Origin of the sequence: Tomitella biformata AHU 1821 (assembly GCF_000524475.1) — a bacterium.
GTDB classification, from domain to species: domain Bacteria; phylum Actinomycetota; class Actinomycetes; order Mycobacteriales; family Mycobacteriaceae; genus Tomitella; species Tomitella biformata.
This window is the reverse complement of sequence record NZ_BAVQ01000084.1, coordinates 62,190-84,988: the sequence shown is the minus strand read 5'-3', so window position 1 is coordinate 84,988 and position 22,799 is coordinate 62,190. Positions and strand designations below refer to the sequence as shown.

General features: G+C 68.5%; 21 protein-coding genes. 11 read left to right on the top strand and 10 right to left on the bottom strand.

Going from position 1 to position 22,799, the window contains the following annotated elements:
- A partial coding sequence (locus TBIF_RS21715) for a DUF4193 domain-containing protein (RefSeq protein ID WP_024796845.1) occupies positions 1-257 on the bottom strand: 257 nt, incomplete at its 3' end.
- Positions 258-633: 376 nt separating this feature from the next.
- Here TBIF_RS21715 and cei point away from each other — a divergent pair.
- Positions 634-1,314, top strand: coding sequence for an envelope integrity protein Cei (cei, locus tag TBIF_RS21710; RefSeq protein WP_024796844.1), 681 nt, complete (start codon positions 634-636; stop codon positions 1,312-1,314).
- Between the two features lie 11 nt (positions 1,315-1,325).
- On the opposite strand, the gene TBIF_RS21705 is transcribed toward cei, so the two are convergent.
- Entirely contained in the window at positions 1,326-2,270 is a 945-nt protein-coding gene (locus TBIF_RS21705; protein ID WP_024796843.1) for an inositol monophosphatase family protein, read from the bottom strand.
- 124 nt (positions 2,271-2,394) lie between these two features.
- On the opposite strand from TBIF_RS21705, the gene ppgK reads away from it, so the two are divergent.
- The gene (gene ppgK / locus TBIF_RS21700; protein WP_024796842.1) at positions 2,395-3,201 is read left to right on the top strand and encodes a polyphosphate--glucose phosphotransferase; all 807 of its coding nucleotides are present in this window, start codon (positions 2,395-2,397) and stop codon (positions 3,199-3,201) included.
- A gap of 208 nt (positions 3,202-3,409) precedes the next feature.
- On the top strand, positions 3,410-4,759 hold the full coding sequence (locus TBIF_RS21695; protein WP_024796841.1) for an RNA polymerase sigma factor: 1,350 nt from the start codon (positions 3,410-3,412) through the stop codon (positions 4,757-4,759).
- Positions 4,760-4,837: 78 nt separating this feature from the next.
- On the opposite strand, the gene TBIF_RS21690 is transcribed toward TBIF_RS21695, so the two are convergent.
- Together TBIF_RS21690 and TBIF_RS21685 are read right to left on the bottom strand one after the other, a co-directional pair.
- Positions 4,838-6,040, bottom strand: coding sequence for a cation:proton antiporter (locus TBIF_RS21690; RefSeq protein WP_024796840.1), 1,203 nt, complete (start codon positions 6,038-6,040; stop codon positions 4,838-4,840).
- A gap of 3 nt (positions 6,041-6,043) precedes the next feature.
- On the bottom strand, positions 6,044-6,526 hold the full coding sequence (locus tag TBIF_RS21685) for a cation:proton antiporter regulatory subunit (RefSeq protein WP_024796839.1): 483 nt from the start codon (positions 6,524-6,526) through the stop codon (positions 6,044-6,046).
- 312 nt (positions 6,527-6,838) lie between these two features.
- On the opposite strand from TBIF_RS21685, the gene TBIF_RS21680 reads away from it, so the two are divergent.
- Complete coding sequence (locus tag TBIF_RS21680) at positions 6,839-7,030, top strand: DUF7455 domain-containing protein (protein ID WP_024796838.1); 192 nt, start codon at positions 6,839-6,841, stop codon at positions 7,028-7,030.
- Positions 7,031-7,109: 79 nt separating this feature from the next.
- Here the strand turns inward: TBIF_RS21680 and TBIF_RS21675 are convergent, their stop codons facing one another.
- Entirely contained in the window at positions 7,110-8,816 is a 1,707-nt protein-coding gene (locus TBIF_RS21675) for a DEAD/DEAH box helicase (protein WP_024796837.1), read from the bottom strand.
- 221 nt (positions 8,817-9,037) lie between these two features.
- Here TBIF_RS21675 and TBIF_RS21670 point away from each other — a divergent pair, with 221 nt between their 5' ends.
- A complete protein-coding gene (locus tag TBIF_RS21670; protein WP_084611848.1) occupies positions 9,038-10,198 on the top strand; it encodes a YihY/virulence factor BrkB family protein in 1,161 nt (386 codons plus the stop codon).
- Here TBIF_RS21670 and TBIF_RS21665 read toward each other — a convergent pair.
- A complete protein-coding gene (locus TBIF_RS21665) occupies positions 10,168-10,407 on the bottom strand; it encodes a DUF3039 domain-containing protein (protein ID WP_024796835.1) in 240 nt (79 codons plus the stop codon). The two genes, TBIF_RS21670 and TBIF_RS21665, sit on opposite strands and share 31 nt — an antisense overlap.
- Positions 10,408-10,493: 86 nt before the next feature.
- On the opposite strand from TBIF_RS21665, the gene TBIF_RS21660 reads away from it, so the two are divergent.
- The 3 genes from TBIF_RS21660 (at position 10,494) to TBIF_RS21650 (ending at position 13,582) form a co-directional block, all read left to right on the top strand.
- Entirely contained in the window at positions 10,494-10,877 is a 384-nt protein-coding gene (locus TBIF_RS21660; protein WP_024796834.1) for a DUF3099 domain-containing protein, read from the top strand.
- A 16-nt stretch (positions 10,878-10,893) separates the two neighbouring features.
- Complete coding sequence (locus tag TBIF_RS21655; RefSeq protein WP_038172310.1) at positions 10,894-12,441, top strand: N5-glutamine methyltransferase family protein; 1,548 nt, start codon at positions 10,894-10,896, stop codon at positions 12,439-12,441.
- A 163-nt stretch (positions 12,442-12,604) separates the two neighbouring features.
- A complete protein-coding gene (locus TBIF_RS21650; RefSeq protein WP_024796832.1) occupies positions 12,605-13,582 on the top strand; it encodes a sigma-70 family RNA polymerase sigma factor in 978 nt (325 codons plus the stop codon).
- A 119-nt stretch (positions 13,583-13,701) separates the two neighbouring features.
- On the opposite strand, the gene TBIF_RS21645 is transcribed toward TBIF_RS21650, so the two are convergent.
- Together TBIF_RS21645 and TBIF_RS21640 are read right to left on the bottom strand one after the other, a co-directional pair.
- Positions 13,702-16,395, bottom strand: coding sequence for a bifunctional acetate--CoA ligase family protein/GNAT family N-acetyltransferase (locus tag TBIF_RS21645; RefSeq protein WP_235174930.1), 2,694 nt, complete (start codon positions 16,393-16,395; stop codon positions 13,702-13,704).
- A gap of 1 nt (position 16,396) precedes the next feature.
- Positions 16,397-17,704, bottom strand: a complete 1,308-nt coding sequence (locus tag TBIF_RS21640) for an acetoin utilization protein AcuC (protein ID WP_024796830.1) — start codon at positions 17,702-17,704, stop codon at positions 16,397-16,399.
- Between the two features lie 178 nt (positions 17,705-17,882).
- On the opposite strand from TBIF_RS21640, the gene TBIF_RS21635 reads away from it, so the two are divergent.
- Positions 17,883-18,569: an iron-dependent transcriptional repressor DtxR gene (locus TBIF_RS21635; RefSeq protein WP_024796829.1), complete on the top strand. Its 687-nt coding sequence runs from the start codon at positions 17,883-17,885 to the stop codon at positions 18,567-18,569.
- Between the two features lie 35 nt (positions 18,570-18,604).
- Entirely contained in the window at positions 18,605-19,588 is a 984-nt protein-coding gene (gene galE, locus TBIF_RS21630; RefSeq protein WP_024796828.1) for a UDP-glucose 4-epimerase GalE, read from the top strand.
- Positions 19,589-19,594: 6 nt separating this feature from the next.
- Here galE and TBIF_RS21625 read toward each other — a convergent pair whose 3' ends face one another.
- Both TBIF_RS21625 and TBIF_RS21620 read right to left on the bottom strand, forming a co-directional pair.
- The gene (locus TBIF_RS21625) at positions 19,595-20,707 is read right to left on the bottom strand and encodes a DUF4192 domain-containing protein (protein ID WP_024796827.1); all 1,113 of its coding nucleotides are present in this window, start codon (positions 20,705-20,707) and stop codon (positions 19,595-19,597) included.
- A 147-nt stretch (positions 20,708-20,854) separates the two neighbouring features.
- Entirely contained in the window at positions 20,855-21,535 is a 681-nt protein-coding gene (locus TBIF_RS21620; protein ID WP_024796826.1) for a hypothetical protein, read from the bottom strand.
- Positions 21,536-21,816: 281 nt separating this feature from the next.
- On the opposite strand from TBIF_RS21620, the gene TBIF_RS21615 reads away from it, so the two are divergent.
- A complete protein-coding gene (locus TBIF_RS21615) occupies positions 21,817-22,797 on the top strand; it encodes a proteasome assembly chaperone family protein (RefSeq protein ID WP_024796825.1) in 981 nt (326 codons plus the stop codon).
- Positions 22,798-22,799 lie beyond the last annotated feature (2 nt).

Genomic DNA, 22,799 nt, shown 5'->3' with positions numbered 1-22,799 from the left:
GGGAGCCGACTCCGGTGGTGTACGAGAAAACAGCTGCTGCACGTGAACTCATCAGCCTGCTTCGGCACCACCCGGACAGTGAGCTCCTCGCCGGAGAGGTCCGCGCCGGGGAGCTCGTAAGACTCCGCCGTCTCGGCCTCGTCCACGTCGACGACCGCCGACTGGGCCTCATTGCGGCGAGCCTTCAGCTCCTCCAGGGAGTCCTCCGAAACTTCATCGGATTCGTTCCGCCTGGGTGCGTCGTAGTCGGTTGCCATTTTTCCTTCCTTACCTCATCGCACGGGTTCGCCGTGCTCGCTATCGATGATGCTCATGCTGATCTGCGATAGGACGTACAGGGTACATAACGCCCCAATACCACATTTTGTGCCAGAGAGCGGCCGAGATAAATTGTGATCTTAGTCACACATCATGTTCTTGGGTGCCCGCACTGTTTCTGCCCGGGCGGCAAGAATATAGCCGACGACCGGACGGGGCGCCACAGCGGCACCAACCCCAACGCGAATTGTCGGCAGCGGCGTGGTTGTCCGGCATCTCAGCCGGAGGAGTGTCTATTGTGAGATCCGCGCGCACCGCGTGCCAGACCTGCGCGGCGACACCTGCGTGACTTCATCGAGGAGAGGCCAGCCGCCCGTGGTTGCATTGATCACCAACGGTCATTCCACCGACCGCCGAGGTCGGCCATTCCGGCGCCGCCACACCATCCCCGCGCTGATCGCCGTGGGAGCCCTCGTTGCGCTCGTCCTGATCACTTGGTCGTTCGCGCTCTCCCGCACCGCGGACACCGTCGCGGCCACCGCCTGCAACGCGCCGTCCGCCGCCGATAGCGCGGTCGAGGGCGAGCCTGCCCACGCGCTCGGCACCCGCGCCGACGGCACTATCCTCCGCACGTCGAGCCCAGCCCCCCTGTGGGACACCCCCGTGCGAGTGTTCAACGCCAACGGCCAGAGCGGCCAGGCCGCGCAGGTCGCGGCCCAGTTCAGCGATATCGGCTTTGCCCCCGCGCCCGACAACCAGGTCTCGAACGACCCCGTCTACACCAAACAGAATCTGCAGTGCCAGGGCCAGATCCGCTACGGCGAGGCGGGTGAGGCGGCGGCGAACACCGTCTGGCTGGCGATGCCCTGTGCCGAGCTGATCCGCGATAGCCGCACCGACAACACCGTCGACGTCGCATTGGGCACCCTCTTCAACGACGTGTCCCCCAACGCGGATGCCGACGCACTGCTCAAAACGCTCCGCGTCGACGCTGGCGAGCCGGCACCGGCCCTGGACGAGAACCTGATCGACGGCGCCCACGCCGTCCGCTGCTGACGCGAGCTGGCTCAGGACAGCGGGATCGCGCGCAGTCCGTTCAGCTCCTCGAACAGCCCGGTCAGCGCGTCCGCGACCCCCGGTGCCATCGCCAGAGTCACCTGGCCGTCCGCGCTGCGCGAGTTCGCGTCGGGCACGCGCACAATGGCCCCCGCCTCCGCCGCGATCAGCGCGCCCGCCGCCCAGTCCCACGGGCTGAGGCCATGCTCGAAGTGGGCGTCGACGGCGCCAGCCGCCACCATGCACAGGTCCAGCGCCGCCGCCCCGACCCGACGGATATCTCGTACCTGCGGCAGCAAGCCTGCGATGAGTCTGCCCTGCGCCACCCTGCGCTCGCGCTCATAGCCGAATCCGGTCGCGACGAGAGCCAGCGCGGGGTCCCGCAGCGCGGTCGCCCGCAGCACGGTGACGGTCCCATCCGCATCCGTCACGGTGGAGCCGCCGCCCACGCGGGCCGCGTAGACGAGTCGGCGGGCCACATCGACCACGACGCCGGCCACCGAGCGCCCACCCACCTGCGCGGCCAGCGATACCGCGTAGGCCGGAATGCCGTAGAGAAAATTGACGGTGCCGTCGATGGGGTCGACGACCCAGCGCACACCGTCTGCCGACGCGAGCACGCCGCCCTGCTCCTCTCCCAAGATCGCGTCCGCCGGGCGCAGCCGCGCGAGCATCGCCCGCACCAACTCCTCAGATTCGGTGTCGACGACGGTCACGGGATCGGTCGGCGTGCTCTTGGACTGCACCGCGTCGTCGTCGGCGCCGGCATCGCTGCCACCGAGCGGCCCGAATACCGCCATCCTTCGGGTGCGCACCAGCTCGGCCGCCGCGAGCGCGACCTCGAGCGCCACACCCAGCAGCGCCTCTGTGTCGATCCCGGCTGGCGCCGGCCGAGGGTCTGCGCCCCCATAGTGGTTGGCGGGGTTCTTATCGGATCGATCCTCTGCATCGCTCACCCCCCTATCGCAGCACACCCGGCCCCTGTCGTCGCATCGGCCCGAGGAGCGCCGCGCAATCTCCGCCTGCCGCGGCCGGCCCGCGACTATGGTGGCTACAGGCCAGAGTGAGGAGATTCGCACCATGAGCAGTGAGTCAACGCCCGACGTGGGATCCGGTCCCCCGGGGTCCCAGGACGTGGGTTTCGGCATCGATGTCGGCGGCACCGGCATCAAGGGCGGGCTGGTGGACCTGCGCACCGGCGCGCTGATCGGCAATCGCGTCAAGATCGCGACGCCCACCCCGGCCACCCCCGATGCGGTGGCGGGCACGGTCCGCCAGATCGTGGACAAGTTCCAGTGGCAGGGCGCTATCGGCATCACGTTGCCCGCAGTGGTGCGCGGCGGCATCGTGCAGACCGCGGCGAACATCGACAAATCGTGGATCGGCCTGGACGCCGCGGCGATGTTCAGCGCCGCCTTGGACGGCCTCCCCGTGCACGTGCTCAACGACGCGGACGCGGCAGGCCTCGCCGAGGACCGATTCGGCGGCGGCAGAGAGCAGACCGGCGTCGTGGTGCTCCTCACGCTCGGCACCGGTATCGGCTCCGCCGTGCTCAATGACGGGGTGCTGCTCCCGAACACGGAGTTCGGCCACCTCGAGGTGGACGGCAAGGAGGCCGAGCATCGCGCCGCGGCGTCTGTGCGCGCCGCCAAGGACATGTCCTGGCACCACTGGACCAAGGAGGTCAGCCGCGTGCTGAAGGTCATCGAGAACCTCATCTCGCCCGACCTCATCATCGTCGGCGGCGGGATCAGCCGCGAGGGCGCCAAGTGGATCCCGCTGCTGACCAACCGGACTCCCGTCACCGCCGCCACCCTGCACAACTCCGCGGGCATCGTCGGCGCGGCCATGCTCGCGGCGGGGCTGACTGCGGCGGTCGCACCGTAGAATCACTGAGTCGCATGCGCCGCTTCCCCTTCGCGGCCCACGTGTGATCACACCCGTTGACCTCGGGCGAACGCCGGGCAGGAAACCCGTGCCCGCGACCACTCGTTACAATGGTGGCAATCCGGATCGAACCGGAAAATCCACTGCAGACTTCCACGCCGGCAATCACCGGTGTGATGCCGCTCCACAGAGTCACGAAAGGGCGTACGTGGTAGCCACCGACACACGCCAATCCTCAGATAGCCCCGCAGACCCCTCGGCCACGGCCGAGGCTGGCGAGGCTGCTGTCACGGCACCAGCGAAGAAGGCGCCCGCCAAGAAGGCAGCCGCCAAGAAGGCCCCGGCCAAGAAGGCAGCCGCCAAGAAGGCTCCCGCTAAAAAGGCCGCCGCCAAGAAGGCCCCCGCTAAGAAGACGGCTGCGCAAAAGGCCGGCGCGAAGTCGGTCAAGTCGAACGACGATGTCGAGCCCGCGATCGGTGACTTGGATGGCGAGGAGGTCGACCTGACCGCCGACGACGTCACCGTCGAGGACGAGCCCGCGGAGCCCACCGAGAAGGACAAGTCCTCCGGCGACTTCGTCTGGGACGAGGACGAGTCCGAGGCTCTGCGCCAGGCCCGCAAGGACGCCGAGCTGACCGCGTCCGCGGACTCGGTGCGCGCCTATCTCAAGCAGATCGGCAAGGTTGCCCTGCTCAACGCGGAGGAGGAGGTCGAGCTCGCCAAGCGCATCGAGGCGGGCCTGTACTCCACCTTCAAGCTGCAGGGCTTCGCCGAGCGCGGCGAACGCCCGACGGTCGCCGTGCGTCGCGACTTGAGCTGGATCTCCCGCGACGGCAACCGCGCGAAGAACCACCTCCTTGAGGCCAACCTGCGCCTCGTGGTCTCGCTCGCCAAGCGCTACACCGGCCGCGGCATGGCATTCCTGGACCTCATCCAGGAGGGCAACCTGGGCCTGATCCGCGCGGTCGAGAAGTTCGACTACACCAAGGGTTATAAGTTCTCGACCTACGCGACGTGGTGGATCCGCCAGGCCATCACCCGCGCCATGGCCGACCAGGCCCGCACTATCCGCATCCCGGTGCACATGGTCGAGGTCATCAACAAGCTCGGCCGCATCCAGCGTGAACTGCTCCAGGACCTGGGCCGCGAGCCCACCCCGGAGGAGCTCGCCAAGGAGATGGACATCACCGCGGAGAAGGTACTGGAGATCCAGCAGTACGCCCGCGAGCCCATCTCCCTCGACCAGACGATCGGCGACGAGGGCGACAGCCAACTTGGCGACTTCATCGAGGACAGCGAGGCCGTCGTCGCCGTCGACGCGGTCAGCTTCACGCTTCTGCAGGATCAGCTCAAGTCGGTCCTGGAAACGCTCTCCGAGCGTGAGGCGGGCGTGGTCCGGCTGCGCTTCGGCCTGACCGACGGCCAGCCCCGCACACTCGACGAGATCGGCCAGGTCTACGGCGTCACGCGTGAGCGCATCCGCCAGATCGAGTCGAAGACGATGTCCAAGCTCCGCCACCCGTCGCGCTCGCAGGTGCTGCGCGACTACTTGGATTAGCCTCGACTGGTCTCAACGAAGTAAGCCCGGGCCCGCCATCACGACGATGGCGGGCCCGGGCCTTCTGTGCGGTCTGAGCTAGGCGGCCTCCGCCACCGTCGACCCGTCCGGGCTCGAGCCGAAGTGCTTGCCCAGCCACACCCCCATCGGCTCCCCCAGCCGGGCCACGATCGGGCCGCCGACTGCCATGATCAACACATAGGCCGTCGCGAGGGCCGCTAACTCCGCCGACACGGCCCCAGTTGCCACTGCGAGTCCCGCGATGACGATGGAGAACTCGCCGCGGGCGACAAGGGTTGTGCCAGCACGCAATTGCCCCAGCCGCGCCACACCGCTGCGCTTGGCCGCGAAGATCCCGGTCAGGACCTTGGTGATCGTGGTGATCACGGCGAGCACCAGCGCCCAGCCGATGACGGGCGGGATTGTGGCGATGTCCGTATTCAGCCCGAACGCTACGAAGAAGATCGCCGCGAACAGATCCCGCAGCGGCTCCAGCACCTTGGCTGCGTCGCGCGCAGTGCTGCCGGAGATCGCGATGCCCAGCAGGAAGGCGCCCACCGCGGCCGAGACCTGCATCGCCTGCGCCGCCCCCGCGACGAGCAGCGCGGCGCCGAGCACCTTCAGCAGGAACGTCTCCTTGTCGGGGCTGTCGACAAGCATGGACACCCAACGGCCGTACCGCAGCGCCACAACCATGACAGCGCTGACCGCGAGTAGTGCGATCCCCACGGCCTCCATCCCGCCGACGAGGCTGACCCCGCCCAGCACCGCGGTGAGGATCGGCAGGTACACGGCCATCCCAAGGTCCTCAAAGACGAGTATCGACAAGACCACCGGCGTCTCCCGGTTGCCGAGACGGCCGAGGTCGATGAGAACCTTCGCGATAATGCCGGTGGACGAGCTGTACGTCACGCCCGCCAGCACCAGCGCACCGACAGGCCCCCAACCCATCAGGAAGCCCATGATCGCGCCGGGCGCGGCGTTCAGAACGATGTCGACGACACCGCCCATCCAGGATTTTCGGAGCCCGACCATCAGCTCCGACGCGGAGTACTCCAGACCTAGCAGCAACAGCAGCAGGACCACCCCAATGTCCGCGGCCAGCGCGCTGAAGTCGCCGATATCCCCGAGCGTGATCAGTCCGCCATCGCCGAATGCGAGGCCGCCGAGCAGGTACAGCGGGATCGGGGACATGCCGATGCGGCTCGCAAGGCGGCCGAGGACGCCCAACGCGAAGAAGACCGCACCAAGCTCGACAATGGCGAGGGTGGCGGGATCCATCTATCAGCCGCGAGCCAGGATCTTAGTGACTGCGTCGATCCCGTCTGGCGTGCCGACCACGATCAGGATGTCCCCGGAGACGATGGTGAAATCGGGGCGGGGCGAGGGGTACACCTCGCCGGCGCGCATCACCGCCACGATCGAGGAGCCCGTGCGGCTACGAATCTGCGTCTCGCCCATCTCCCGGCCGTCATAGGGCGATTGCCCAGGCACCGACAACTGCCGGGTGCTGACTCCGGGCAGATCCCGGTGCTCGTCGCGCAACTGCTCGACGAGCTGCGGCGCGCCGAGCAGATTGCTCAGGGCCGCCGCCTCCGCAGCGGTCAGCCGCATCGAGGCAAGACATGCGTCTGGGTCCTCCGACTTAGACACAATCAGGTCCAAACCGCCATCCCGCAAAGTGACGACGCCGACCCTGCGGCCGGAGGCAGCCCGGAAGTCCTTGCGGATGCCGATCCCGGGAAGAGGCGTGACTTCTACGTTCATTAGCCCAGCCTAGCTCAGCGACCCGCACTGGTTTTAATTTCGCCGCAGCCCCGCCCGCGCTGGTTTCGCCTACAGCGCAATTCTACCCAAAAGGCACATTGGCCTGCGGGTTCGCCATCAATCACCGTTCCCCGCAGTTGTGTGGCACGACACGCTGGGTAGATTGCGGGAACAACGCACGCGCGCCAGGCGTCTGGCAGAGTGTGGGCAAGCGCAACCCGCCAGGGTTGAAGGTCCGCTTGCTTGGCTCTCATCGGAATGATGGGAGATTCAACAACCGCTCGGGCACCTCGAGCGAAGGACGGAGAAGTCATGACAGTCACCTTGACCAGCTCCCCGCTGACTGCCGCTGATCGCTGCGATCGTTGCAGCGCCGCCGCGAAGGTGCGTGCGACGTTGCCCTCTGGCGGCGAACTGCTCTTTTGCCGCCATCATGCGAACCAGCATGAGGACCGTCTGCGTGAGCTGGAAGCCGTCATCGTCATGGACGCTGTGCAGGTCTAACCCAACTAACAGTGCGGCCCGGCCACCCTCAGGTGGCCGGGCCGCACTGTTTTTCCCGTGTGCTCGGCCGCTCGGCCGCTCAGCCCTTGCGCAGCTCGGCGATCCGGGCCTGCAGCTGCTCTGCCGTCGCCAGCGCCGTCGGCGGGCCACCGCAGATCCGACGCAGCTCGCCGTGGATCACTCCGTGCGGCTTATTCGTGCGGTGATGGCGCATGGCCACCAGCGCGTTCAGCTCGCGGCGCAGGTCGGCAAGGGCCTGCCGCGTGTCCGCGCCCCCGCCCGCCGAGCCGCCAGCCACCGGTGCCTTCACGGCTGGCGTGTCGTCGGCGCGCTTGTCCACCTGATCCTGCTGACGTTGGCGCAGGAGGTCTCGCATCTGGTTCGCGTTGAGCAGGCCGGGCAGCCCGAGGTAGTCCGCCTCTTCGTCGCTGCCGGAGAAGGTGGCCGTCCCAAAGGATGAGCCGTCGAAGATCACCTGGTCCAGCTCCGCGTCCGCGCCGAGCGAGGTGAACGCCTTCTCGTCTTCTCCGGGCTCGTCCTTCTGCTTGTTCGCGTCGGCGAGCAGCTGGTCGTCGAGGCCCTCCTCGCGGTGGGGCTTGCCGAGCACGTGGTCGCGCTGCGCCTCCAGCTGGCTGGCGAGGTCGAGCAGCACCGGCACGGACGGCAGAAAGACACTCGCCGTCTCCCCGGGGCGCCGCGAGCGCACGAAGCGCCCGATCGCCTGGGCGAAGTACAAGGGCGTCGAGGCGCTGGTCGCGTAGACCCCGACCGCCAGACGCGGCACGTCCACGCCCTCCGAGACCATGCGCACGGCTACCATCCACTTCGCCTCCGACTTTCCGAACTCCGCGATGCGGCTCGAGGCGCTCGGGTCGTCGGAGAGCACGAGCGTCGGCGCGGTCCCGGTGATCGCCTCCAACGTCGCCGCGTAGGCGCGGGCGACGGTCTGGTCGGTGGCGATCACGAGTCCGCCCGCATCGTGCATGCCGCCGGACCGGAGCTGCCCGAGCCGGGTGTCGGCGGCCATCAGCACCGCCGGGATCCAGTCCCCCTCCGGGTCCAGCGCGGTGCGCCAGGCCCGAGTGGTGTGCTCGGCGCTCAGCGGCTCGCCGAGGCGGGCAGTGAACTCCTCGCCCGCACTGGTGCGCCAGCGCGCCTCGCCGGAGTACGCCAGGAAGACCACGGGCCGCACAACGCCGTCCGCGAGTGCGTCGGCGTAGCCATAGGAGTGGTCCGCCTTCGAGCGCAGCAGCCCCTCCGCATCGGGCTCATAGGTGATGAACGGGATCGCGGAGTCATCGCTGCGGAACGGCGTTCCGGTCAGGCACAGCCGGCGCTTCGCATCGCCGAAGGCCTCCAAGATGCCCTCGCCCCAGCTCTTCGCGTCGCCGCCGTGGTGGATCTCGTCGAGGATGACCAGCGTGTGCCGGCTCTCGGTGCGCGCGCGGTGGCGGTACGGGTGGGAAGCGACCTGGGCGTAGGTGACTACGACGCCGTGAAAGTCGCTTGACGTCTGCCCGGTGGAGTTCGAGAAGTTCGGGTCGAGCGCGATGCCGACCTTCGCGGCGGCGTCGGCCCATTGGTACTTCAGGTGCTCGGTGGGCGCGACAACGGTGATCTGATCGACCGTGCGGTCCGACAGCAGTTCGCTGGCGATCCGCAGCCCGAAGGTCGTCTTTCCTGCTCCCGGCGTCGCGACCGCCAGAAAATCCTGCGGCCCGACGGTGAGATATTTGGTCAGCGCCCGTCGCTGCCAGGCTCTTAGCGATCCCCCTGACCCCGCCACGGGAGCCTCGATTCGGGTATCCACACTCGATGTGCCTGCACTGACGACCAACTCTCTGATGCTCCCCTCAACGGCGCCTCGCGCACCACCCGACTTCAGGCCCAAAGACTACTGAGGCGGCGCCTCGAACGCATGCCGGGGTCCGTGCAACGACCCGAAACGCCGACACGACCTGACTGCCGCCCCGTTCCGGCGGCGCATCGTGAATGCTGGGGATCGACATGGACAGTAATCCCGCCGCCGACCCCGGCATCCCCTCCGAGCCCGACTCCGAGCCCGACTCCGAGGCCGAGCCTGAGGCACACGATCAGACCAAGCGCCGCAACGTCGGCGCCTGGCTACTCAGCCGACTGCTCATCCTGTGGCGGGTGATCGCCCGCGTTGCGGACAAGGCCTGGACGGAGGGCATCTTCGGCCGAGCCGCCCAAGCGGCCTTCTGGCAGACTCTCTCGCTCCCGCCGCTGCTCCTGGGCCTGCTGGGCAGCCTCGGCTACGTGTCGGGCCTGTTCGGTCCGGACACCTTGGCCGTGATCGAGTCGAAGATCATCACCGCCAGCGGCCAACTGTTCAGCGACAATGTGGTGGACCAAATCATCCAGCCGACTATCACCGATATCCTGCAGCGCGGGCGCGGCAGCATCGTCTCCGTGGGATTCGTGCTGTCATTTTGGGCCGGCAGCTCCGCCGTCTCCTGCTTCGTGGACGCCATCGTGGAGGCCCACGGTCAGCAGGCGGCCCGCCATCCCGTCTGGCAGCGCTTCGTCGCCCTGATCCTGTACGCGTTCTTCCTCACACTCAGCGTGTTCACACTCCCACTCGTGGCACTCGGCCCCACGCTGATCGGGCGGATGCTGCCGGCCTCCTGGTACGACGTCGGATCCACCATCCTCAATTTCTTCTACTACCCCGCGGTTGGCCTGCTGCTCATCGTCGGGCTCACCACGCTGTACAAGCTGGCACTGCCAAAGTCCCTGCCCTGGCATCGACTCCTCGGCGGCGCCATCCTGGCCGGTCTGTTCTTCATCGCCGCCAGCGCGGGCCTGCGACTGTACTTGAGCACCGCCACCAAGACGGGGTACAGCTACGGCGCGCTGGCCACGCCCATCGCCTTCCTGCTGTTCACGTTCTTCCTAGGCTTCGCGATCGTCCTCGGCGCGCAGTTCAACGCCACCGTGCAGGAATTCTGGCCCGCGCGGGAGACCCGGCTGAGCCAGGTCAAGGACTGGTTCGCCGCGCAGACTGACGCTCTCGAGCGCACCGGCGGCGGCGCGAAGGGCCGTCCGGATGGACAAAACCCGCCTGCCCCGGGGCTGATGCCAGACCTGGGGCAAGCGGGTAGGAAACTCGAGGATCAGCTGCCGCCAGGCGCCAATCCGTCGTAGACCTTCTTGCAGTCCGCACACACGGGGGAATCGGGCTTCGGGGACTTCGTCACCGCGAACACAACGCCGCACAGCGCCACCACATGGGTGCCCATCACCGCGCTCTCCGCGACCTTGGACTTGCGTACGTAGTGGAAGACCTTGGGGGTATCGTCGTCGGTCCGCTCGTCGGTGTTGACGTCTGGACGCTCAGTCGTTTGAGTACTCACCCCCCTATAATGCCCCACCTGCGCCAAGATGGTCCAGCGTCACCCCGGATAGTGCGCTCGCGGCCGAGGAGTGGGAGAGTGGACATATGGCTAATGCAGGCGGGTTCGACGGATCAGCGGCTAATGTCTCCGACCCTGGAGCAGGCAAGCATCCCCCCCTGATCACCGAGGCTGAGGACTCCTTCGAAGCCCAGCAACGGGTCCGGATCCGGAAATACACCATCATGATGGCGTTCCGCATCCCCGCGCTTGTCATCGCCGTCATCGTCTACATGACCTGGAACCTGACCTGGGTCGCGCTCATCATCATCGCCGTCTCCATCCCCCTGCCCTGGATGGCCGTGCTCATCGCCAACGACGCCCCGCCGCGCCGCAAGGACCGCCTGCGCCGCTATGAGCGCCCGGCGCAGGACCTAGACGCTATCGCCCGGCAGCTTGAGGGGCACCGCCCACCGACGATCGAGGGCTAGTGCCAAGATCGTGGGTATGCCCACGATCTCCGACGACCTCGTCGACCTGGCGCCGCTGCTGCGCGAATCGTTCGTCCGCTGCGGCTACGACGCCGACACCCTGCTCGCCACGCTCGGCGGCGACGCGCACGCCGCTCTCGGCCGTGGCGAGGCGGTGCCGGTCCGCCGGGCACTGCCGGCCACCGGCGAGTTCTCAACCCTGGTCCGTCTGCTGCTGATCGGCGATCCATGCCCCCGCGCCGATGTCGAGGCGGCGCTCGCGCCGCTCCCCGTCGACCGGGCCCTGGCCGCGGGACTGCTCGCCGAATCCGCCGGGGGCGTCGAAGCCGCGCTGGACGTTCGGCCCATCGATATGGGGTCTGGCAACCGCTGGCTGTTCTCGGACCTCGACGACAGCATGCGACGACGTGACACCATCCCGGAGCATGTCCTGGGCGTCGGCCACGCGTCGCTATCCCTGCTCCAGGCCACTCCCCCGCGTGGTGAACCTGTGGCCGCCGGCCCCGACGGGCGACTCACCGTCCTCGACATCGGCACCGGCTGCGGCGTGCAGGCCGTGCACGCGCGCTCCTACGCGGACTCCGTGACCGCCACCGACATCAGCGAGCGGGCCATCCTCCTCGCCCGGGCCGGGGCCGCGATCAACCGGCTCGAGATCGAGTTCCACGCCGGCTCGTGGTTCGAGCCCGTCGCGGGCCGCACCTTCGACCGTGTGGTCGCCAATCCGCCGTTCGTCGTCGGCAGCGGCGATATCGCGCATGTCTACCGGGACTCCGGCCTGGACCTAGACGGTGCCAGCAGGCTCATGCTCGGGCAGGCCGCCGACCACCTCAATCCCGGCGGGATCGCGTCGATGCTGGCGGCCTGGGTGCACGTGCGCGGCGAGGATTGGCGCGCACGTGTGTCCGCCTGGCTCCCCGACCACGGCGTCGAGGCCTGGATCGTCCAACGCGACGTGGCCGACCCCGCGCTGTATGTGGGCACCTGGATGCGTGACGCCGGACTCGACCCCCGAGACCCTGAGGCCGCGCAGCAGGCAGAGCGGTGGCTCGCGCACTTCGAGCGCGCGGGCGTGGAGGGCATCGGCTTCGGATTCGTATACCTGCAGCGCACCGACGAGCCGACCTCGATCCTCGCGGAGGACCTCCGCCACGGCTTCAGCGACCCCCTCGGCCCCGAGGCGGTGGACTACCTGCGGCGCGCGGCCTGGCTGCGCCAGCACAGCGTCGTCGACAACCTCCTACGCCTGGACGACGCGACCGCGCTCGAGCGGGTGTATCTGCCCGCCACCGACACCAACGCCGATTCAGCAAGCCCGGCCGACGGCCCGTGGCGGCAGGTGGTGGCGCGCCTACACCGCGGCGATGGCCCCGCCTGGCAGCACGAGGTGGACGAGCTGGGCCTGGCGATCATCGCGGGGCTGAGCCGGGGCGAGCTGCCGCTGTGGCAAATTGTCGACCTACTCGCCACCGCGCACGGCATCGACGCGGACGAGCTGCTCGCCGGCGCCAGCGTGCTGGTCGAGTCGCTGCTGCGCCATGGCCTGCTGCGGCCCGCCGCCTGAGTTCGGGCGCCGTTTGCGTGATCGGCGGATACTCTCAGGAACCTCTCAGGGACTTTGACATATTTGCACAGGTCACCGGTGTTGTCTCTTAGTAGCTAAGGGAACTATTTGCCCCTACCGGGGCGTTGGACCTTATGAGACACCACCGATCAGGAGGCACGCTATGAGTAGCCCCGCTTCGACCAGCATTAGGCCGCGCGCGATCAGCAAGGCCGACCTTGACGCCCAGAGCCCGTCCGCGGACCTGGTTCGCGTCTACCTCAACGGCATCGGCAAGACCGCACTCTTGACAGCAGTCGAGGAAGTCGAGTTGGCCAAGCGCATCGAAGCTGGTCTCTATGCCCGGTATCAGCTGGAGACAAGGCCACGTCTGGGTGCCGTGCGCAAGCGCGCGCTCGCCGTTGTCGTCCGTGAGGGCCAGGCCGCGCGCCAGCACCTGCTGGAGGCGAACCTGCGCCTCGTCGTCTCGTTGGCCAAGCGCTACACCGGCCGCGGGATGCCACTGCTCGACCTGATCCAAGAGGGCAACCTCGGCCTGATCCGCGCCATGGAGAAGTTCGACTACGCCAAGGGTTTCAAGTTCTCCACGTACGCCACCTGGTGGATCCGCCAGGCGATCACCCGCGGAATGGCAGACCAGGGCCGCACGATCCGGCTCCCTGTCCACCTCGTGGAGCAGGTCAACAAGCTCGCCCGCATCAAGCGCGAGCTGCACCAGCAACTGGGCCGCGAGGCCACCGACGACGAGTTGGCCGAGGAGTCCGGCATCCCGAAGGCCAAGATCGCGGACCTGCTCGATCACAGCCGCGATCCGGTGAGCCTGGACATGCCGGTGGGCTCCGACGAGGAAGCGCCCCTGGGCGACTTCATTGAGGATTCCGACGCGACGGATGCCGAGTCCCTGGTTATCGCCAGCCTGCGCAACTCGGATGTCCGCTCGGTACTCTCGACCCTCGATGAGCGGGAGCAGCAGGTCATCCGGCTGCGCTTCGGCCTCGACGACGGCCAGCCCCGCACCCTCGACCAGATCGGCAAGCTCTTCGGGCTCTCCCGCGAGCGGGTGCGCCAGATCGAGCGCGAGGTCATGGGCAAGCTGCGCCAGGGCGACCGCGCTGAGCGGCTCCGCGCCTACGCCAGCTAGCAGCACACCAGCTGCTGGACCACCACCAGAACGCGGCGGCCCGGGAACCTGAGGAAGGTTCCCGGGCCGCCGTCTGTGCGTATCCCCCTCAGCGGTCGACACCTCAGCTGGTGGACGTCTCAGCGAAGTCGGCGCGGCCCCAGGTCGACTGCACGCGGCTCTGCGCCGATCCGCACCCGCGCCTCCACCACTGTCGCGCCGGCTGTCGCGACGAGGATGGGGTCGCACGCGAGGTCGCGGACCTCAGGAATATCGTCGATCAACGAGGACACCCGGTGCACCAGGTCCACGAGCGCCTCACGATCCACCGGCTCGCCGGGGCCATAGCCGCGCAGCAGCGGGGCGGCCTTGGGCGCGTCGATCAGCGCCCGCGCCTCGTCCTCGGTCACCGGCAGCACCCGGTAGGCGCGATCGCCCAACAGCGAGGAGATCACGCCCGCGAGGCCGAAGGAGATGACCGAGCCGAACGAGGGGTCGTCCTGTACCGCGAGCACGCAGTTGACGCCCTTGTCCGCCATGGTCTGCACCATCACCACGGAGCTTCCGGTCAGCTCCGTGAGCGCCTCCACCGCGGATCGAACCGCGTCGGCGCTCCACAGGTCCAGCCGCACGCCGACGAGGTCCGGCCGGCGCCGCCAACCCTCATCACGTGCCTTCACCGCCACGGGGAAGCCGATCTCAATCGCCGCGGCCACCGCCGCCTCCGCGCCGTCGACCTCGTGGTACGGGATCACATCGATGCCGTAGCACCGCAGCAGCGCGGTGACCTCGGCCTCTACCAGCCAGCGAGAACCCTCCTGCTCCAGCCAGTCCGCCACGAGCCGGCGGGCCTCGGTCTCGTCGATGCCCGCGGGCCGCGACATCGCCGACATCGGCAGCTGCCGCCAGGCGGCATAGCGCCAGGCTCGCGAGAGCGACAGGGCCGCGCGCTCCGGCCCCGGGTACGACGGCACCGAGCCCCACTGCGGGTTGCCGTCCTCGCCCGGCACCGAGAGCATCTCGGAGAGGCCCTCCTCTGCCAGAAACGTCGTCAAGACCGGCTTCGCCGCACCCGACGCGGCATCACGCAACGCGGTGGCATACGGCTGCGCCTCCACAGCGATCGGCGGCACGAACACCACCAGCACCGAGTCCACCTCGTCGGAGGCCAGCGCCGTCCGCACCGCGTCGCCGAACTCCTCGGGGCTGGCGGTCGCGCCAAGGTCCACCGGTTCGCCGACCACAAGGCCCTCGCTACGCACCGCGTCCGCGGACAGCACCCCCAGCGCCGTCGAGTTGCCCACCACTGCCACACGGGGGCCCCCGGGCAGCGGTTGGTAGGCGAAAAGGCCCGCGCAGTCGAATAGTTGGGCGATGGAGTCGACCTGCACCACCCCGGATTGCTCGAACAGCGCCCGCACCGTCGCGTCGTCGATCTCCACGCCGGTGGCCGCCAGCGCCGGCGGCACGGCGTGGCGACCGCTCTTGACCGCCACGATCGGCTTGCCCCGGGCCACTCGGCGCGCGATCCGCGAGAACTTGCGCGGGTTGCCAAAGCTCTCCAGGTACAACAGGACAACGTCGGTGTCCGGGTCGGTGTCCCAGTACTGCAGGACGTCGTTGCCGGAGACATCGCCGCGGTTGCCCGCCGAGACGAACGTCGACAGGCCCAGCCTGCGTTTCGCAGCGCCGTCGAGGATCTGGATGCCCAGGGCGCCGGACTGGCAGAAGAAGCCGATGCGGCCGCGGCCGGGCAGGACTGGGGCCAGCGTCGAGTTCAGGCCGATGGCAGCGTCGGTGTTCGCCACGCCGAGGGCGTTCGGGCCCACGACCCGCATCCCGTGGGCACGGGCGGCGTGCACCAGCCGCCGCTCCTGCTCCAGGCCCTCCGGACCGCTGTCGGAGAAGCCGGACGAGACGATCACGAGGGCCTTGACGCCCTTCGCGAGGCAGTCGTCGAGCACCGAGTCCATCGCGCGCGCCGGCACCGCGATCACGGCGAGGTCCAGATCGTCCGGGATCTCCCGGACGGAGGCGTAGGCGCGGACGCCGCGCACTGAGCGGTGCTCGTCGTTGACCGGGTAGATCGGCCCGGTGAAGCCCGCGCCGAGCAGGTTCGCCAGTACCGCGTGCCCCACCTTCGACGGGTCCGCGGAGGCGCCGATGACGGCGACAGATTTGGGGCTCAGCACGTTTCGGACGCTCCGTGCCTCTGCCGCGCGCTCGCGGGCATTGCGCACGGACAGCAGTGCCTCAGTGGGGTCGATATCAAATTCCAGGTGCACAACGCCACCGTCATAACTGCGCTTGACCTGGTATCCGGCTTCGCGGAACACCGAGACCATGTGGCGGTTCTCGGCGAGGACCTCGGCGACGAAGCGGTCGAGCCCGTTCTCCGCCGCCGCCCCCGCCAGATGTTCGAGGAGGATCGGGCCCAACCCGCGGCCCTGGTGGCTGTCGGCGACGACGAACGCGACCTCCGCGGACTTGCCGTCGCCCACCTCCACTAGGCCCTCGTAGGAGCCGACCGCGATGATCTTGTCGCCCAACTCCATCAGCAGCGCCACCCGGGATGTGTAATTCACGGTGGTGAAGTGCGCGACGTCCTTTGCCGACATCGTCGGGTAGGGCCCGAAATATCGGAGGTACCGGGTCCGTTCGGAAAGCTCGGAATGGAACTCCACGAGCTGCTCGCCGTCGGCGGGCGTCATCGGCCGCAGGCGCACCGCTCGGCCGTCCGAGGCCAGCACGTCGGCAGCCCAGTGCTGTGGGAACGTGTACGGCGCCGAGCTGGGGGCCGCCGTGTGGGTAGTGGGGGTCTTCTTCTGATCGATGTCAGTCACGAGGATCTTCCGGATCGAGGCCAAGCAGCGGGTAGATGTTGTTGCGTGTGTCTGCGATCGCCGAGTCGACACGGGCGAGATCACGTTCTTCTCGGGTCATCTCGCTCTGGGGCGCCAAGCGCAGCGGCTCCGAGAGCCCGTCCCAGGCCAGATAGTCGATGTCCCCGCCGTCGCCCATGACCTCGGGCGGGGAGATGCCCTCCATCATCTCCCTCGGCAGGCTCGCACCCAGGGTCATCGCGGTCTCGCGCCACTGTTCCGGGGTGGCGGTGTCCGCGGTGATGTCGATGTCCAGCGCCGCGGCGATCAGGTGCGTCCAGGCGCGCGGGACCACCCGCACCAGGCCATAGCCCCCGCCGCCGACGGCCAGCCAGCGGCCCTCGCACAACTCATCCGCAAGGTCGCGCATCGCGAGGAACGCGGCCTTCTGGCCGTCGATCGTCAGCATCAGGTCGGCAAGGGGGTCCTCTCGGTGGCTGTCCACCCCGCATTGGCTGACGATGATCTGCGGTTTGAACGCGCGTACCGCGCCGGGGATCACCGCGTGGAAGGCGCGCAACCACAATGGATCCGACACGCCCGGCAGCAGTGCGATGTTCACTGCGCTGCCCTCGGCGGCGCCGCGGCCAACCTCCGCGGGCCAGCCGGTGTTCGGCCACAGTGTCGCGGGATGCTGATGAATCGAGAGGGTCATCACACGCGGGTCGTTCGCAAACGCCCGTTGCACCCCGTCGCCGTGGTGCACGTCGACGTCGATATAGGCGATCCGGTCGTAGCCGTTGTCCAGCAGCCAGGAGATCGCGATGGCACAGTCGTTGTAGACGCAGAAACCCGCGGCGTGGTCCGACATCGCGTGATGCATGCCGCCCCCGATGTTCACCGCCCGCCGGGTCTGGCCCGAGGCGATCGCCCGCGCGCCCGCCAGGGTCCCGCCCGCCAGCAGCGCGCTCGCCTCGTGCATGTGGGGGAAGATGGGGTTGTCGTCTGTGCCCAGCCCAAACTCGATGCGACCCTGCGGGCTCTTGACCGCATCGATGTAGCCCTGAGTGTGGATGCGCAGCAGCTCGCCGTCGGACGGAATCTTCGGCGCCACCGGTTCGACACCGTCTAGGACGCCGAGACTCGTTGCCAAGGCCATCGTCAAGTCGAGCCGCACCGGATTCATCGGATGCGCCTCACTCAACCGATAGGACAAGTAGTCGGCGGACCAAATGACCGTCGGATCCAGCCTTTTGGCACCGGGGCCCAGGACAAAACCGCCGTTCGCGGCGTCCAGCCTGGATGAGGAATTCGGAGACATACCTTGACGCTACTTGCCCGCCTCCCGCAGCGGCCGCAGTTGGCCCGCATCCGAGCCTGGCAGACTGTACGACAGAGCGCCCTGTCCACCCGGACTCCGGCGGCGGTCTCTGCGTGCCGGTCACCCATCCGATAGGCAACCATGCCGGTAGACTGCACCTGACGAAGGGGAGCCCAGAGTGAAGGATTTGGTGGACACCACGGAGATGTATCTCCGCACGGTCTACGAGCTGGAAGAAGAAGGTGTCGTACCGCTGCGCGCACGCATCGCGGAGCGCCTTGAGCAGAGTGGCCCGACGGTGAGCCAGACGGTCGCCCGCATGGAGCGTGACGGCCTGATCTGGGTCGCCGAGGACCGCCACCTCGAGCTGACAGAGGAGGGTCGCAACCTCGCCGTCGCCGTCATGCGCAAGCACCGCCTCGCGGAGCGCCTACTGGTGGACGTCATCGGCCTGGACTGGGAGGACGTCCACGCGGAGGCTTGCCGGTGGGAGCATGTGATGAGCGAGGAGGTCGAACGTCGGCTGGTCCAGGTGCTCAACCACCCCACGACCTCGCCGTATGGCAACCCGATCCCAGGCCTGGCGCAGTTGGGCGCGGTAGCGGCCTCGAAGTCCATCCTGCACCTGCAGCGGCTCAGCGACCTGCCTGTCGGCCTCCCCGTCGCGGTGGTTATCAGGCGTCTCGCAGAGCACGTCCAGGTCGATGTCGATGTCCTCTCCGGACTGCGTGAGGTCGGCGTGGTCCCCAATGCCCGCGTCAGCGTCGTCAACGGGCCCACCGGCGTCACCATCACCGCGGCTGGGCATGAGTCGTTTGTGCTCCCCGAGGACCTCGCGCACGCCATCCAGGTCGAGACGATCTGACGGGGATGACCACGATCGGACGTGCCCAGCAGCCCATGAGACTGCTCGTCACCGGCGGCGCCGGCTATGTGGGCAGCGCCTGCGCGACACTGCTCGCCGAGCGCGGCCATGATCTGGTGGTGCTCGATGACCTCTCCACCGGCAACAGGGACGCCGTGCCCGCCGGCGTTGAGTTCGTCGAAGGCGAAGTCGGGGCCGACGCGCACCGGGTGCTCGCTCGCGGGGACTTCGACGGCGTGCTGCACTTCGCGGCGTTGTCCCTGGTCGGCGAATCGGTCGAGGCGCCCGAGAAGTACTGGCGGGGCAACGTGGTCGCGACCCTGTCGCTGCTGGAGGCGATGCGCGCCACCCGCACCCCCCGCCTGGTCTTCTCCTCGACCGCGGCCACCTACGGCGAGCCGGAGTCCGTCCCCATCACGGAGCGCGCGCCCACCGCACCGACCAATCCGTATGGCGCCACCAAACTGGCAATCGACCACGCCATCACGTCTTATGCGCACGCGCATGACCTCGCCGCGATCAGCCTGCGCTATTTCAACGTGGCCGGCGCCTACGGGAACGCCGGGGAGAATCGTAAGGTCGAGACGCACCTGATCCCGCTGGTGCTCCAGGCCGCGCTGGGGCATCGGGATAAGATCTCCGTCTTCGGCGACGATTGGCCCACCGCCGACGGGACCGCGGTGCGCGATTACATCCACGTCCTCGACCTCGCGGAGGCGCACGCAATGGCGCTGGCGCAGGCACGCCCCGGCACCCACGGTATTTTCAATCTCGGCAGCGGTGCCGGATTCAGCGTCCGCGAGGTCATCGAGTCCTGCAAACGCGTCACCGGCCGGGACTTCACGGTCGAGGACGCGCCCCGCCGCGCCGGCGACCCCGCCGTCCTTATCGCCTCCAGCCAACTGGCCATGGACGAGCTCGGGTGGCGGCCCGCGCACACGGACCTCGACGAGATCGTCACGGACGCATGGCGTTTCATCCAAGAACTCGGGCCCCGCGCCCATTCCGCACGTCGGTAGCCGCCGTCACGGCACAGGCAGGAACACACCGAGGCTGGCCGCACACTCCTGGCCGACCTCGGCCAGCGTCCTAATCCGGTCCGGGTGCATCCCCTGGTCCAGCGCCTGGCGGAGCAGCAGCCCCAGCCGATGCTCCGGATTGGCGTCGAGGGCCGCGTCCACGCAGATCCCGGCGAACGGCCCGTCGCCCCGGGCATAGGCGCTCACCGCGCACAGCGCGGCGGCGTCCGCCCGTTCGGGGTTGGGCAGCGCGCGACCCATCAGGGTCCACAATCGCTCTGCGGCCGACGCCTGGTCGCAGCAGACCAGCGAGAGCAGCGCGTCCCGCACCTCCGGGCAGGAGATCGACACGGCCAACCGCGCGTACTCCGGGTCATCTGGCAGCTCGCCCGAGTCCACCCCGGCCACGGCAGTGAGCACCGACTCCAGCTCTGCGCGCAGCGCCAGCCTCCCGCCCAGGCTCCTGCGCACGGCCGCCGCCGCCCGAGCCTCACGGAGATGGCTGGCCATCGCGGCCAGCGCGTCCCGCGGCCCGGCCGCGATAGCCGCCTCCAGCTCCGCACGGCTGTCACGAATCATGCGCCCCTGGTATACGTGGGCGGCGGCCACCGCCGATTCCATCGGGTCCGGGATATCCCCCGCCCGCGGATCGAGCACGCTGACCCACGGGGCGCCGCACGCGATCTCGCGGGCCAACAGCGCGCCCCTGACTTGCACGCCACCGGCCATGAGCAGCGCGCCCATGTCGGCGATCAGCTCACGGTGCCAGGCCCGGGACTCGCCCGCCGCCCAGTCGCTATCGAGGACGGCGAAGGAGACGGTGCCGACGTCGGCCTCCTCGAACAGTGCCTGCAGTTGCGCGGCGAGCGCCAGCATCCGGTCCGGCTCCGCGATTAAGGACACCAGGTCGTGGCGCACGACCATCTCCACACTGTTGTCGGTCTCTCCGCCGAGGCACACGATCACCAGCGAGTCCTCCGGGACGAATCCCAGGAGGGCGGGGATGGCGGCGAGCAGCTCGCCGGGGTCGTGGAGTTTGAGCGTCCGCTGGATTCCGCCGACGGGGCCACCGCCTTGGGCTGAGGTCTCAGGGTCTTGGGGTGAGGCTGAAGTAGTCATGCCATGACCATCCCGGCTCACGCCGCCGCGCCAGGTCCTCGAACTGGCATTTTCCAGCCGCCTGTGAATTGCGGAGCAGATGTGGATAACCCCGTGCGACGACGGGTGCCACCCAGGAATGGCCCCGAGAAATGTCGGTGGGTGGTGCTATCGGACCTTCGCGACCGCCGCGGCGAGGACATTCTCCAGTGCCGACCGGTCCACCTCGGCACCGCGCTGCGACATCCCGGTGACCGCGATCCGCACGTCCTCGACCTGCGTCACCAGCGTGATTGAGTGCTGCTCGACGGACACGTCGCCGGATCCGGAGCTGACGGTCTGGGAGTAGCCGAACTCGCCTGCCGTGCCGGTCGTCGGCGAGGCCAACATCGTCCGAACGATGCGCGATTGCACCCCATATTGGTCCGAGACCACATCGAGGCAACGCTCGATCGTCTCCTTCGCCTCGCTGACGCTCTCGTCGGTCCTCGTCAACACCACTGCGAGCGTGGACTGGTCCACTGCGCCCATCCCGGAGACCATCGCGAGGTCCTGCTCCCCCGGTGGTGTGGCCGACGGCTGGCAGCGCACGGGATTGCTGCGTGCCTCGCGGCTGACCCCGCTGAGGTCTCCAGAGGCCAGCACCGCGTCCCGATACTCCAGCACCTGGACGGAATAGCCCTCGGGGAAGTCCGCTGGCCCGATCAGCAGCGCGCCCAGATCGCTCGTGTCCACGGCCGCGGGCACCGGCCCTCCGGGAGTCGGCGAGGGCACCCCGGTGAGGACCGTGGCGCAGCCGCTGAGGCTGACGGCGGTGAGCGCGGCGACCGCGACCAGCGCCGACCGCACGCGACGGACTGGGGGCGCATCACGCCTAGATTGCCGCGCGTCGCCGACTGTTACCACCCAGTGCCTCCGATTCCCACCGCATGCGCTCCGCGACGGTGTGGGACGAGCCGATCCACTCGTCCCCTACGATAGAGCCACGGTCGTCGGATCATGGCATAGGCGACCCGAATGGATCGGTTCACGCACCTCTCGTCGACTCCGACGAGGGCACAGGCAGCACCGCGGCCGGGCAACGGGAGAACCGCTGCCGCCACGAGCAATCAATGAGGAAGGGGACAGCCTTGGACGAGTCGTCCGGCATGTACGAGTTGGAGTTCCCGGTTCCCGACCTCACGTCAGACGACGGCGCCGGGCTGATCCTGGTGCACGGCCTAGAGGGCTTCACCGATGCGGGCCACGCCGTCCGGCTGGCCACCGCGCATCTGCGGGAGGTCCTCGGCACTGAGCTCGTGGCCGCCTTCGCCGTTGATCAGCTCATCGACTACCGCTCGCGACGCCCCGTCATGACGTTCAAGAACAATCAGTTCACCAGCTACGCGACGCCGAAACTCGAACTGCACGCGATCCGCGACACCGACGGCACCGTGTTCCTGTTGCTCTCCGGCCTGGAGCCCGACCTGAGCTGGGAGCGCTTCACCACGGCTGTGCGGCTGCTCATCGAGAAATTCGGCGTCACCCGCACCATCGGGCTCAACGCGATCCCGATGGCGGTGCCGCACACGCGCCCCATCGGCGTCACCGCACACGCGAGCAACACCGAGGTCACCGGCGACTACCAAAAGTGGGACGGCGAGATCACCATCCCCGGCAGCGCCGACGCGTTGTTGGAACTGCGCCTGGCCGAGCATGAGCATCCGACGCTGGGCTTCGCCGTGCACGTGCCCCACTACCTCGCGCAGTCCGACTACCCGGAGGCGGCACAGAAAATGCTCGAGTGCCTCATCGACAACACCGGGCTGCAGATCCCGCTGACCGCCCTGGGCGAGGCCGCGGCCCGAGTGCGCGAGCAGGTCGACCAGCAGATCCGTGGCAACGAGGAGGTCGAGGGTGTCGTGGCCGCGCTGGAGAACCAGTACGACGCGTACATCACCGCGGAGGAGCGCAGGGCCTCTCTTCTCGCTGACTCGGGCGATCTGCCCAGTGGCGACGAGCTCGGCGCGGAATTTGAGAAGTTCCTGGCGGAACATGCCGAGGGCGGCCCGAAAGACGATCAGGATGACCGTCCAGACACCGGCGAGCCCGACGGCGAGCCCACCCCCTAGGC